Origin of the sequence: Halostella litorea, assembly GCF_004785955.1 — an archaeon.
In the GTDB taxonomy this organism is placed as follows: Archaea; Halobacteriota; Halobacteria; order Halobacteriales; family Natronoarchaeaceae; genus Halostella; species Halostella litorea.
The window spans coordinates 312,619-324,648 of sequence record NZ_ML214300.1 but is presented as its reverse complement, the minus strand read 5'-3'; the positions used below and the strand labels follow the sequence as shown (position 1 = coordinate 324,648).

The following is a 12,030-nucleotide window of genomic DNA, read 5'->3' as shown; positions in this document are numbered from 1 at the left end:
GGCAACGCCCGCGCGGCAGATATAAAAATAGTTTTCCATCGGGTCGGTAAGGGTACAACGAGTAGCGACCATGCAACCGAGACAGACCAGTCGGGCGGTCGACGCGGGGGACGGATGACCGAGGAGCCGAGCGCTCGGATACTGGTTCCGGTCGGGAAGTCGATCACGCTCCGGAACACGGTGGCGTACGCGGTTCGGCAGGCCGCCGAGCGGGCCGCCGCCGGCGAGGCCGCGACCGTGCACTTCGTCTACCCGGTCACCGGCCGCGTCGCCGACCCGGCCGAACTCGACGAGCCCGAGTCCCTTCTCGACCGCGTGGAGGTGTGGGCGCGCGAGGACCTCGGCGACGACGCCCCCAACGTCGACATCGAGACGGCGGTGTGGGCGAGCGACGCGTACCTCTTCAGCCCGGTCGACTACGCCCGGGCGCTGCTGGAGTACGCGGAGGAACAGGGGCTCGACCGGATCATCGTCGACCCCGAGTACGCGCCGGCGGGGAGCGCCCCGATGGTCCGGCCGCTGGAGTACGAACTGTCGCGGTCGGACCTGACCATCGAGGAAGCGCCCGTCGACCGGCCGACGCGCCGGACCCGGCTCGTACGGGGCGGCGGGCTGGCGAAGTTCGCGACCGTCTTCGGCGCGTCGTTTCTCTTCTACAACGTGTTGGGCGGCTTCGCGGGGGGGCTTGACTACGCGACGGGCGCGGTGAGCGCGCTCGTCACCGCGGTCATCCTCTCGCGGATCTCCCTGAAGGAACCGCCGGGCTGGCAGAGCCCGCGGCGGCTGGCGCGGTTTCTGGTGTACGCTCCGTATCTGCTGTGGGAGATCGCGAAGGCGAACGTCTCGCTGGCATACGTCATCCTCCACCCGCGGCTCCCGATCGACCCGTCGATGGAGGAGTTCGAGGCGGCCGTCTGGGGCGACATGCCCGTGACGACGCTGGCGAACAGCATCACGCTGACGCCGGGCACGCTGACGGTTGACGTCTCCCGGCGGGAGTTCCACGTCCACACGCTCACGCGGTCCGCCCGGAAGGACCTCCTGGCCGGCGCGCTGGAGCGTGCGGTGCGGTTCGTCTTCTACGGGCGACAGGCGGCGGCGATCGCCAGCCCGAAGGAGCGCGGCGAGGGGGTGAGCGACGAGTGAGCGCGGTGACCGGCCTTGTCGGCGACGTGCTCGTCGCCGCCGCGGGAGCCATCGCCACGCTCACCGCCGTCGTCCTCTACCGCGTCGCCCGGGGGCCGACGATGCAGGACCGGGTGATCGCCGTCAACGTCATCGGGTCGAACACGGTCGTCATCATCGCCCTGCTGGCGGCGGCGTTCGGCGAACCCGGGTTCCTCGACGTGGCGCTCATCTACGCCCTGCTGAACTTCCTGATGAGCATCGCCATCTCCAAGTTCACGGTCGAGCGAGGGGGTATCATATGACGCCGACCGAGATTGCCGTCGTCGCCCTCGCGGCCGGCGGGGTCTTTTTCACCCTCGTCGCGGTGGTCGGCCTGCTGCGGCTGCCGGACCTGTACACCCGGGCCCACGCCGCCTCGAAGAGCGACACGCTCGGCGCGGTGCTCGCGCTCGGCGCGGCGGCGCTCTCCTTCGGGGCCGGCGTCCCGACGGTCAAGATCGTGTTGTTGCTCCTGTTCATGTTCATCACGAACCCGACGGCCGCCCACGCGATCACCCGGGCGGCGTACGACCAGGGGATCGAACCGTGGACCGCCGACGAGGAGGGTGAGCGCTGATGGTGTCGGTACTGGAACTCGCGACGCTCGCCGCGGTGCTCGTGACGGCCGTGACGGCCGCGCTCCTGCGGGACGTGCTCGGCGCGATCATCGCCTTCGCCGCGTACAGCCTCACCGTCTCCATCCTGTGGGTGTTCCTGCAGGCGCCCGACGTGGCGCTGACGGAGGCGGCGGTCGGCGCGGGCGTGATGACGATACTGTTCCTGCTCACCATCGTCCGGACGGTCCGGCCGCCGACCGACCACCTGTTCGAGTCGGTCGGCTGGCGCGGCGTCGCGGCGGGCGGCGCGCTGACGTCCCTGCTGCTCGTCACCGTCCCCTCCCTGCCGGCCATCGGGAGCGAGTCGTCCGTGACGACCGGCGAGGTGACGGGGTACTACCTCGAACACGCCTACGCAGACACGCACATCGAGAACGTCGTGACGGCGGTGCTGGCGGCCTACCGCGGCTTCGACACGCTCGGCGAGGCCGTGGTCGTGTTCGCCGCGGGTGTCGCCGTCCTCGTCGTCCTGCGACAGGAGGAGTTCGTATGAGCTACGAAGACCAGCCCGCATACGTCGAGAGTACGATCATCATGACTACCGTCAGGGTCGTCGCGCCGTTCGTCCTGACGCTTGGCCTGTTCGTCATGTTCCACGGGGCGGAGTCGGCCGGCGGCGGGTTCCAGGGCGGCGTCGTCGTCGGCTCCGTCATCCTGATGCTCGCGTTCGCGTTCGGGATCGAGGCCGTCAGGGAGTGGTTGAACCCCGCGATGGTCCTCGGCGTCGTCGGCCTCGGCGTGGTGACGTTCGCCGCCATCGGGTTCGGCTCGGTGGCGCTCGGCGGCGCGTTCCTCGAGTACGGCGAGTACGGCCCGCCCGGCCTCGTGAAGTACGGCATCGAACTCGTCGAACTCGGCATCGGCGCGATAGTGACGGGCGTCATCGTCGGCCTGTTTTTCCTCGTCGCCGGCGGCTTCGACGCTAACGACGGGGAGGAGGGGTCGGCATGACCGAGGCCGGACTGTTCGACCTGCTGGTGACGCGCTACAACTACGTCGCCGTCGCCCTGCTGTTGGGGATCGGCGTGTACATGATGATAGAGAACGCCAACCTCGTGAAGAAGGTCATCGGGATGAACGTGTTCCAGACCGGCATCTTCCTGTTTTTCATCACCTCGGCGTACGTCGAGGGCGGGGCCCCGCCGCTGGTCCACCACGGCGGGGAGGCCGGCGAGTACGTCAGCCCGCTGCCCCACGTGCTCATCCTGACGGCCATCGTCGTCGGCGTGAGCCTCACCGCGGTGGCGCTCGCGCTCATCGTCCGGATCTACGCGGAGTACGGCACGTTAGACGAGAACGTGCTCCGGGAGGTGCGCGCCGATGAGTGACCTGCCGGCGCTGCTCGTCGCGGTCCCCATCGTCGCCGGGGTCATCGCGCTCGTCACCGGGCAGTGGCGCGCGCGGGCCGCCTGGGCCGTCGCGCTGGTCGCCGCCGCCGCGCAGGTCGGGATGGCCGGCCTGCTCGCGGCGACGGTGTTCCGCGACGGCACGGTGTCGTACGAGGTGGGGAGCTTCGCCGCCCCGTACGGCATCGAACTCGTCGTCGACGGGCTGTCGGCGTCGGTCGCCGTCCTGGTGGCCGTCGTCGCGCTCGGCGTGCTCGTCTACTCGCGGGTCGCCGGGCCGCACACGCCCGCGTTCCACACGGAGTACCTCCTGCTGGTCGCCGGGCTCTCCGGGATGAGCATCACCGGCGACGTGTTCAACCTGTACGTGTTCCTGGAGATCACCGGGCTGACCGCGTACGCGCTGGTCGCCTCGGGCGACTCCGGGCGGGCCGCGGTCGGGGCGCTGAAGTACCTGATCGTCGGCACCGTCGGCGCGTCGCTGTACCTGCTCGGCATCGGCTACGCCTTCGTCGCCACCGGCACGCTGAACATGGCAGACATGTCGACGAAGCTCGCGGAGGTGGGGTACGCGGACCCGCTCGTCCTCACCGCGTTCGGGCTGATCGTGACCGGGCTGGCGGTCAAGTCGGCCATCTTCCCGCTGCACACCTGGCAGCCCGAGGCGTACGCCGGCGCGCCCGACAGCGTCAGCGCCTTCGTCGCCGCGCTGGTGTCGACGGTGTCGGCGTACGCCATCGCGCGGCTGATCGTCTCCGTGTTCACCGTCGACTTCCTCCGGGAGGTCCCGATGGCGCGGGAGTTCGTCGTCGCGCTCGCCGGCGTCAGCGTCGTCGCCGGGAGCGCCCTCGCGGTCATGCAAAGCGAGGTAAAGCGGATGCTGGCGTACTCGTCGGTGTCCCAGTTCGGCCTCGTCGTCGCCGCGTTCGCGATGGCGACCGAGTCGGCGTTCGTCGGCGGCGCGATCCACCTGCTCGGCCACGCCGTCATGAAGGGCGGCCTGTTCCTGGCCGCGGGGGCCATCGCCGCGGCGACCGGCGCGCGGCGTGTCTCCGAGTACCGCGGGCTGGCCGGCAGGCGGCCGGTGCTGGCCGGCTCCTTCGCCGTCCTCGCGCTGTCGATGGTCGGCGTCCCGCCGGCGGTCGGCTTCGTCGGCAAGTGGTACATCGCGCTGGCCGCCGTAGAGGCCGAGGCGTGGCCCATCGCGGTCGTCATCCTGGCGAGCACGCTGCTGACGCTCGCGTACTTCGCCCGGGTGATAGAGCGGATGTACTTCGCCGCCGCCCCGGCGGCGGCCGCGGCCGAGGGGGCCGCCGAACCGACGCCCGACGCGGCGGTCGCCGACGGCGCGGGCGGGCCGCTCTCGGGCCGCCGGTCGCCGCGGTCCGACGGCGGCGACGCCGAGGGGTCGGCCGCGCTCACCCCCGGGATCGTCGCGCTGGTCGCGCTGGTCGCCGTCCTGTCGGTCGCGCTCGGCCTCGTCGCGACCGAGTACGCACAGGTGTTAGAACAGACCCTCCCCCCACTCCTCTCACCATGACAGACTCACTCAGACCGCTCGCCGCGGTTCTCGCGGCCGCGCTCCCCATCGTCGCCATCGTCGCGTCGCACCGCCGGCCGAACGTCCGCGAGGGCTGGTCCGTCGCGGCCGCCCTCGCCACCTTCGGTGTCGTCGCGAGCATGGTCCCGGGGGTGCTCGACGGCGCCGTCTACGTCACGAACCTCGGGACGTTCGTGTTCGGCGTCGAGTTCGCGCTGCGGGCCGACGCGCTGGGCGTCCTCTTTGCCCTGCTCGCGAGCTTCCTGTGGGTCGTCACGACGTTCTACAGCGTCGGCTACATGCGCGGGCTGGACGAGCACGCCCAGACGCGGTACTTCGCCTCCTTCGCCGCCAGCGTGGCGGCCGCGGTCGGCGTCGCGTTCGGGTCGAACCTGCTCGTGCTGTTCGTGTTCTACGAACTGCTGACGGTCGCGACGTACCCGCTGGTCACCCACGACGAGGATGCCGAGGCCCGCGCCGCCGGCCGGAAGTACCTCACGTACACGTTCGGCGGCGGCGTCGCGGTGCTCGCCGGCACCGTCCTCGTCTACTGGCTGACCGGCACCGTCGCGTTCTCGCCGGGCGGCATCGAGGGGCTGGCGTCGGCCAACGAGACGTACGCCCGCGCCACCTTCGCCCTGCTGGCGGGCGGCTTCGGCGTCAAGGCGGCGCTGATGCCGATGCACTCCTGGCTCCCGGACGCGATGGTCGCGCCGACGCCCGTCTCCGGCCTGCTGCACGCGGTCGCGGTCGTCAAGAGCGGCGTCTTCGGTCTCGCGCGCGTCGTCCTCGACGTGTTCGGGCCGGAGACGGTCGCGGACCTGGGCGTCGGCGTCGTGCTGGCCGCCGTGGCCGCGTTCACGCTGCTTGTCGCGAGCGTCATCGCGCTCCGGCAGGACAACCTGAAGCGCCGGCTCGCCTACTCGACGGTGAGCCAGCTCTCCTACATCGTGCTCGGCCTCGGCGTCGGCGCGTACGACGCCTCGGGGCTGGCGCTGACGGGCGGCCTGCTCCATATCCCCGCCCACGCGTTCATGAAGCTCACCCTGTTCTTCTGTGCGGGCGCGATCCACGTCGAGACCCACACCGACGACATCAGCGACATGGCCGGGATCGGCAGACGGATGCCGCTGACGATGGCGGCGTTCGGCGTCGCCAGCCTCGGGATGGCCGGCATCCCGCTGCTCGCCGGCTTCGTCAGCAAGTGGTACCTCCTGCTCGGCAGCGTCGGCGCCGGCTACCCGGTGTTCGCGGTCGCGCTGCTCGTCTCCGGCGTGTTGAACATCGCGTACTTCTGGCCGGTCGTCTACCAGGCGTTCTTCCAGACGGCCGACGACTCGGACGCAAAGCCCGTCATCGAGAACCCGTTCGGCGGCCACCCGGCCGGCGGCGGTGCCAGCCCCGGCGAGGCGCGCGCCGACGGGGGACGGCCGGCCGACGACGGCGACGCGGACGGTGGCGCGGACGAGGGCGAGTACGCCGTCGACCGCAACCCGAGCGACCACATCGACGACGCGGGTGCGGACGGGACGGTCACCGACGCGGCGGACGACCACCACAGCTACGAGGACCACGCCGATGAGGGCCCCGCGCACCACGACGCCCACGGGGACCACGACCACCACGGCGGCCCGCCGGCCGGCGGCTGGGACCGCCGCGGCTTCGGCGAGGAGAGCACGTGGTTCATGCTCGGCCCCATCTCGACGGCGGCGCTGGGCGCGGTACTGCTCGGCGTCGTCCCGCACGCGGCCGTGTTCCTGCGGATCGTCGACCTCGTCGTGACGGGGGTGATGGGCTGATGGTCGAGTTCGCGTTCACGGCCGTCCCGCCCGCGGTGCCGGTACTGGCCGTCGCGCTGTTGCTCCCGCTGCTTTCGCGGCGCGTGGGCCACGCGCTCGGCGCGCTGACCGCGGCGGCCGTCATGGCGTGGTCGTACCTCGTGCCCGCGGGCGCGCACCTGAGCGACGTCGCGTTCCTCGGGTTCGACGCGGTGCTTTTCAACGTCGACCCGTTCTCGCGGCTGATGGGGACCATCTTCGGCCTCATCGGCGCCGCCGCCGTCGTCTACTCGTACTACAGCGGCGCGGAGAACATCCAGACGGCGTACGCACTGACCTACGTCGGCTCCAGCCTCGGGGCCGTGTTCGCCGGCGACTGGCTCACGCTCATCTTCTTCTGGGAGCTGATGGCCGTCACCAGCACGCTGCTCGTGTGGCACCACGGCGGCGAGGCGGTGCGGGCCGGCTTCCGCTACGCCCTGCTGCACGGCATCGGCGGGAGCCTGCTGATGGCCGCCATCGTCTGGCACTACGTCGAGGTGGGGACGTTCCTCTTCGCCTCGGTGCCGGGCGGTCCGGCGACTGCGGGCATCACCGCCGGCCTGCCCGCCGCGATGGCGGCGCTGGGCATCGGCATCAACGTCGGCTTCATCGGGCTGCACGCCTGGCTGCCGGACACGTACCCGCGCCCCCACGTCGCGGCGAGCGTGTTCCTCTGCGTGTACACCACCAAGACCGGCGTGTACGGCATGTACCGCGCGTTCCCGGAGGGACACGTCTGGATCGCCTACATGGGCGGCGCGATGGCCGTCTTCGGCGCGCTGTTCGCGCTGTTCCAGAACGACATGCGCCGCCTGCTCTCCTACCACATCCAGTCGCAGGTCGGCTACATGGTCGCCGGCGTCGGCATCGGCGGCGCGCTCGCCCAGGCCGGCGCGTTCGCCCACGTGTTCAACCACATCCTCTACAAGGGCCTGCTGTTCATGACCGCCGGCGTCGTCGTCTACCGCACCGGCCGGGAGAACCTGATGAAACTCGGCGGCCTATCCCGGCAGATGCCGATCACCGCGACAGCCTTCACCGTCGCGGCGCTGTCTATCGCCGGTTTCCCCGGGTTCAACGGCTTCGTCAGCAAGGGGATCGTCATCTCGGCGAGCCACTACGACTTCCACGGCGTCGTCCACTTCGGGGGGCACACCGGCCTCGGCTGGCTCCTGCTCATCGGGGGCGTCGGCACGTTCATGTCGTTCATCAAATTCGGCTACTACGCCTTCTTCCACGGCGAGTACGACGGGGACGTGGCCGACGCCAACGCCGGGCAGAGCGTCGCGATGGTCGCCGTCGCCGCGCTATGCGTCGTCTTCGGCCTGGTTCCGGGGGCGCTGTTCGGCCTCCTGCCGTTCGACGTGACCGACGGCGCGGTCGTCTCGCACGTCTACCACACGTACACCGTCTCCCACATCGCCGAGGGGGTCGCCCTCGCGGCCGCCGGCCTCGTCGGGTTCTTCGCGACGAAGAAGCCGCTGTCGAAGCTCGGGCGCGTCCCGGACGTCGACGCCGTCTACGCGCCGCTGTCGTTCTACGGCACCCGCGGCCTCGTCCGCGGCGTCACCGAGACGTACGCGGCCGTCGACCGCGCCGCCGTCGCCGTCGCGACCGCCGCGATGGCGACCGCGCGGGACCCGCGCCGCCTCACCGGCCGCCTCCCTGCGGACACGACCGAGATCGGACTCGACGCCGAGGAGGGCCACGTCCCGATGGACACGACCGTCGGCACCAGCGTCCTGATCCTCACGCTCGTCGCCGCGCTGGCGCTGGTCGTGCTGTTCGCGTAGCGCGGCGGACTGCGCGGGCGGCCGCCGACCGCGTTCGGCGGAGTTTATCAACGTCGGGCCACCACGGACAACCATGTTCGACGAGTTCGAGGGCGAGGACGGCGACCCGTTCGACGGGGAGGACGACTCGCCCGAGGAGGCGCTCGGCCCGGACGTCCCCGGCGTCGAGGGACCCGACGCGCCGTCCGTCGACGGGCCGGAGACGCCCGCCGTGGAGATCCCCTCGGTCGACACCTCGTCGGATGACGTGCCCGGCGACCTGATGGCCGCGTTCTGGACGCTCGTCGTCCTCGCCAACGGCGCGGTGCTGGCGTTCAGCCTCGGCCTCATGTTCATCGGCTTCCGCGGGAACTGGGACCTGGGTGGTCGGCTCGTCATCGCGAGCGGCCTGATCGCCGTGCTCGGGTGGCGGATTCACCGCCGGTACGAGCGGCGGAACTAACGCGGACAGGACGTTTATTTTGTGGATCTCACACGACGAGTATCGTTTATATAGGTGGGGAGACTGGTCGGGAGTATGGGACGTTCGACGCCCGGGCCGAGGCCGCCGTCCGGTCGCCGACGTCGCGAAACCACACATGGCAAGCGTGACCAGTGACGGCACGGACACCGGGAGCGACGGGGCGGAAGCGGCGGATCCACTCTCGAAGACGGATATCTTCGACGTCCTCCGGAACCAGCGGCGACGCTTCGTGCTGCAGTATCTCAAGCGCCACGAGACGCCGGTCGAACTCGGCGACCTCGCCACGCAAGTCGCCGCCTGGGAGTACGACACCACGCCGGACGGCGTGACCTCCGCGCAGCGAAAGCGGGTGTACACGACACTGCAACAGACCCACCTCCCGCGGATGGACGAGGTCGGGATCGTCGCCTACGACGCCGACGAGGGCACCATAGAGCGCACCGACGCGACGGCAGACCTCACCGTCTACCTAGAGATCGTGCCCGGCAACGAGTTCGCGTGGCGGGAGCTGTACCTCTCGCTCGGCGCGGTCAGCCTCGCGCTGGTCGCCGCGCTGTGGGGCGACGTGTACCCCCTGACCGTCCTGTCCGACCTCGTCTGGGCGACGCTCATCGCGGCCGTCGTGACGGTGTCGGCGGTCGCCCACGTCTACCACGAGCGCCACATGCGGCTGGGCCAGCAGGAGGCCCCGCCCGAACTGGACTACGATGCGGACGACTAGCACCGCGGGCGAACATCCAGTATCTTTTTCCCGGCGGCCGAGTAGCCCCGATATGGATCAGTTACGGCGGTCCCTGCTGGACGCCCCGATAATCGAGAAGGACGGGTACCACTACTTCGTACACCCCATCAGCGACGGCGTTCCGATGCTCGAACCGGGGCTGCTCCGCGAGATCGTCATCAAGCTCATCCGGAAGGCGGACTTGGAGGACGTGGACAAGATCGTCACGCCGGCGGCGATGGGCATCCACATCAGCACGGCCGTCTCGCTGATGACCGACATCCCGCTGGTCGTCATCCGCAAGCGCCAGTACGGGCTGGACGGCGAGGTCGCGCTGTTCCAGGAGACGGGCTACTCGGAGAGCGAGATGTACATCAACGACGTCGACGAGGGCGACCGCGTCCTCGTGCTCGACGACGTGCTCTCGACCGGCGGCACGCTCAAGGCGATCCTCGGCTCGCTGGAGGACATCGGCGCGGACGTCTGTGACACCGTCGCCGTCATCAAGAAGGCCGGCCCGAACGAACTCGACGACACCGACTACGACGTGAAGACGCTGATCAACGTGGACGTGCAGGACGGCGAGGTCGTCATCGTCGACGAACACGGCGACGGGTAGCCCCGTCCCTGTCGGACCGCCCCGTTCGGCCCGCTCCGCCGGCTGGCCGAGGGAGCCGGCAAGCGCGCTGCCGGGCGTGGCACTTACCTGTTTCTCGGTGGTAGTTGGCCCCATGACGTCCGTCCTGTTCGTCGTCAGCGAGGAGGGGTACTGGGGAGAGGAATGTGCGACGCCGTTCCGCGAACTCTCGGAGCGGGGCGTCGACATCGACGTCGCGACGCCGAGCGGCAACGAGCCGGTCGTCGACGACCGCTCGGTCGACCCCGACGAGGTCGGGGAGGAGACGGTCGACGCGGTGATGGAGGTCCACGAGGACGACCGGATGATACACCCGAAGCCGGTCGCCACCGCGGACGCCGACCCGTACGACGCCGTCGTGTTCCCCGGCGGCCACGGCACCGAGTGGGACGTGAACCAGGACCGCCACGCCCGCGCGCTGCTCCGCGATGCCGTCGCCGGCGACGACGGCGTCGCGCTGGTCGTCTGCCACGCGGTCGGCATCCTCGCGTTCACCCGAACCGAGGACGGCGAGTTCCTCGTCGACGGCCGCGACGTCACCGGCTTCCCGAACGAGTGGGAGGAGGGGATCGTCGACGAGCACGACAACATGCCCGACGGCCGGAAGCTGCCGTACTGGGTCGAGGACGAGGTGAAGGCCGCCGGCGCGAACTGGGACGCCGAACTCGACGCCGACGAGAGCGTCACGACGGACGGCGACCTGATCACCGCCCGCGGCCCCGGCTCCTCGCACGCCGCCGCGACCACGCTGATCGAACGGCTCGGCGTCACCGACGACTGACGTCGCCGGCCGCCCGGGCCGTGGCCGCCGCTCTGTGACTCGGTCGCACACCCCCGAAACGTTCTCGTGGCCGCCGCGCGACGCCGTGTCGTATGACGGATGATTCTCCTGTGCGCCCGGCGACCGAGAGCGACGCCGCTGCGATCCAGCGGGTCGCCCGCGACGCCTGGCACGCCGCCTACGACGCGGTGCTCGGGCCGGAGCGCGTCGACGAGACGGTCTCCTCGTGGTACGACCCGGAGCGGCTGGTCGAGGACGACGTCGAGCCCGACGACCGCCCGCTGTTCGTCGCCGAGGTCGATGGGGCGGTCGTCGGCTTCGCCGAGGCCGCACCCGACGGCGACGACGACGGGCTGGCCCACCTCTACCGCATCTACGTCGCGCCGGACCACTGGGGCGACGGGATCGGCGGGGCGCTGCTCGCCCGCGTCGAGTCGGTCCTCCGGGAGCGCGGGTTCGACCGGCTCCAGTTGTCGGTGATGGCGGAGAACGACGTCGGCGTCGGGTTCTACGAGTCGCACGGGTTCGACCGCGTCGCCGAGGCGCACAACGACCAGCTCGGCATCCGGGAGTACGAGTACCGCAAGGAACTGTAGGCCCGGCCGGCCGCGACCGACCGCCGCCGATCTGCCCCGTCGGGGCAACTCACTCCAGGGTCTGGACGTAGTCGACCTGCTTCGGCCGGAACCCCGTCTCGCGGTAGAACCGCCGCGCGCCCTCGTTTTCCCACTCGCAGGATACCTTGAGGTGGTCACAGCCCCGTTCGCGGGCCAGGTCCCGCACGCGCTCGACGACGGCGGACCCGTGGCCCCCGGCTCCTGTGGCCCTCGTCGATGGCGAGGTTCACGACGCGGAGGTACCGCGAGTACCGCCGGGAGGGGTGACGGCCCTCCCCGAGCGTGACGAAGCCGACGGTTTCGCCCCCGTGGACGACCAGGTAGTCGGTGACGTCCTCGTCGTCGAGGTGCGCGCGGAAGCCGTCCTCGGCAACTTCCCCGACGTCCGCGTCGGCGAGTTCGTTCAGTTCGTCGTACTCTTCCATCGATGTCGCCAGGTCGTCCCAGCGGGCGACGAGCGCGTCGAGGTCGTCCTCGGTGGCTTCGACCAGTTCCATACGGGAAGTGCCGGGCGGTCCCCCTTCAGGG

At 70.5% G+C, this 12,030-nt stretch carries 14 protein-coding genes and 1 pseudogene; 14 read left to right on the top strand and 1 reads right to left on the bottom strand.

Going from position 1 to position 12,030, the window contains the following annotated elements:
* Window positions 1–114 precede the first annotated feature (114 nt).
* From EYW40_RS01660 to EYW40_RS01595, 14 genes are all read left to right on the top strand, one after another.
* Window positions 115–1,146: a monovalent cation/H+ antiporter subunit E gene (locus EYW40_RS01660; RefSeq protein ID WP_135819881.1), complete on the top strand. Its 1,032-nt coding sequence runs from the start codon at window positions 115–117 to the stop codon at window positions 1,144–1,146.
* The gene (locus EYW40_RS01655) at window positions 1,143–1,430 is read left to right on the top strand and encodes a cation:proton antiporter (RefSeq protein ID WP_375137141.1); all 288 of its coding nucleotides are present in this window, start codon (window positions 1,143–1,145) and stop codon (window positions 1,428–1,430) included. The genes EYW40_RS01660 and EYW40_RS01655 overlap by 4 nt, the downstream gene beginning before the upstream one ends.
* Complete coding sequence (gene mnhG / locus EYW40_RS01650; protein WP_135819880.1) at window positions 1,427–1,744, top strand: monovalent cation/H(+) antiporter subunit G; 318 nt, start codon at window positions 1,427–1,429, stop codon at window positions 1,742–1,744. The genes EYW40_RS01655 and mnhG overlap by 4 nt, the downstream gene beginning before the upstream one ends.
* Window positions 1,744–2,277, top strand: a complete 534-nt coding sequence (locus tag EYW40_RS01645; protein ID WP_135819879.1) for a DUF4040 domain-containing protein — start codon at window positions 1,744–1,746, stop codon at window positions 2,275–2,277. Before mnhG ends, EYW40_RS01645 begins: the two co-directional genes overlap by 1 nt.
* Window positions 2,274–2,735 (top strand): MnhB domain-containing protein, encoded by a 462-nt coding sequence (locus EYW40_RS01640; RefSeq protein ID WP_135819878.1) that lies wholly within the window; start codon window positions 2,274–2,276, stop codon window positions 2,733–2,735. Before EYW40_RS01645 ends, EYW40_RS01640 begins: the two co-directional genes overlap by 4 nt.
* An 11-nt stretch (window positions 2,736–2,746) precedes the next feature.
* Window positions 2,747–3,112: a cation:proton antiporter subunit C gene (locus tag EYW40_RS01635; protein WP_135820606.1), complete on the top strand. Its 366-nt coding sequence runs from the start codon at window positions 2,747–2,749 to the stop codon at window positions 3,110–3,112.
* On the top strand, window positions 3,105–4,670 hold the full coding sequence (locus tag EYW40_RS01630) for a monovalent cation/H+ antiporter subunit D family protein (RefSeq protein WP_135819877.1): 1,566 nt from the start codon (window positions 3,105–3,107) through the stop codon (window positions 4,668–4,670). Before EYW40_RS01635 ends, EYW40_RS01630 begins: the two co-directional genes overlap by 8 nt.
* Window positions 4,667–6,469, top strand: coding sequence for a cation:proton antiporter (locus tag EYW40_RS01625; RefSeq protein WP_135819876.1), 1,803 nt, complete (start codon window positions 4,667–4,669; stop codon window positions 6,467–6,469). Before EYW40_RS01630 ends, EYW40_RS01625 begins: the two co-directional genes overlap by 4 nt.
* Complete coding sequence (locus EYW40_RS01620; protein ID WP_135819875.1) at window positions 6,469–8,283, top strand: Na(+)/H(+) antiporter subunit D; 1,815 nt, start codon at window positions 6,469–6,471, stop codon at window positions 8,281–8,283. Before EYW40_RS01625 ends, EYW40_RS01620 begins: the two co-directional genes overlap by 1 nt.
* Before the next feature lie 73 nt (window positions 8,284–8,356).
* Complete coding sequence (locus tag EYW40_RS01615; protein ID WP_135819874.1) at window positions 8,357–8,725, top strand: DUF7322 domain-containing protein; 369 nt, start codon at window positions 8,357–8,359, stop codon at window positions 8,723–8,725.
* Window positions 8,726–8,861: 136 nt separating this feature from the next.
* On the top strand, window positions 8,862–9,467 hold the full coding sequence (locus EYW40_RS01610) for a DUF7344 domain-containing protein (protein ID WP_135819873.1): 606 nt from the start codon (window positions 8,862–8,864) through the stop codon (window positions 9,465–9,467).
* Between the two features lie 52 nt (window positions 9,468–9,519).
* Window positions 9,520–10,086 carry a hypoxanthine/guanine phosphoribosyltransferase gene (gene hpt / locus EYW40_RS01605; RefSeq protein WP_135819872.1) on the top strand — a complete coding sequence of 189 codons (567 nt, stop codon included), beginning with the start codon at window positions 9,520–9,522 and terminating at the stop codon, window positions 10,084–10,086.
* Window positions 10,087–10,198: 112 nt separating this feature from the next.
* Window positions 10,199–10,885 carry a type 1 glutamine amidotransferase domain-containing protein gene (locus EYW40_RS01600; RefSeq protein WP_135819871.1) on the top strand — a complete coding sequence of 229 codons (687 nt, stop codon included), beginning with the start codon at window positions 10,199–10,201 and terminating at the stop codon, window positions 10,883–10,885.
* 92 nt (window positions 10,886–10,977) lie between these two features.
* Window positions 10,978–11,481 (top strand): GNAT family N-acetyltransferase, encoded by a 504-nt coding sequence (locus tag EYW40_RS01595; protein WP_135819870.1) that lies wholly within the window; start codon window positions 10,978–10,980, stop codon window positions 11,479–11,481.
* 49 nt (window positions 11,482–11,530) lie between these two features.
* On the opposite strand, the pseudogene EYW40_RS01590 reads toward EYW40_RS01595, so the two are convergent.
* Window positions 11,531–11,999, bottom strand: a pseudogene (locus EYW40_RS01590) (N-acetyltransferase family protein).
* Between the last annotated feature and the right edge of the window lie 31 nt (window positions 12,000–12,030).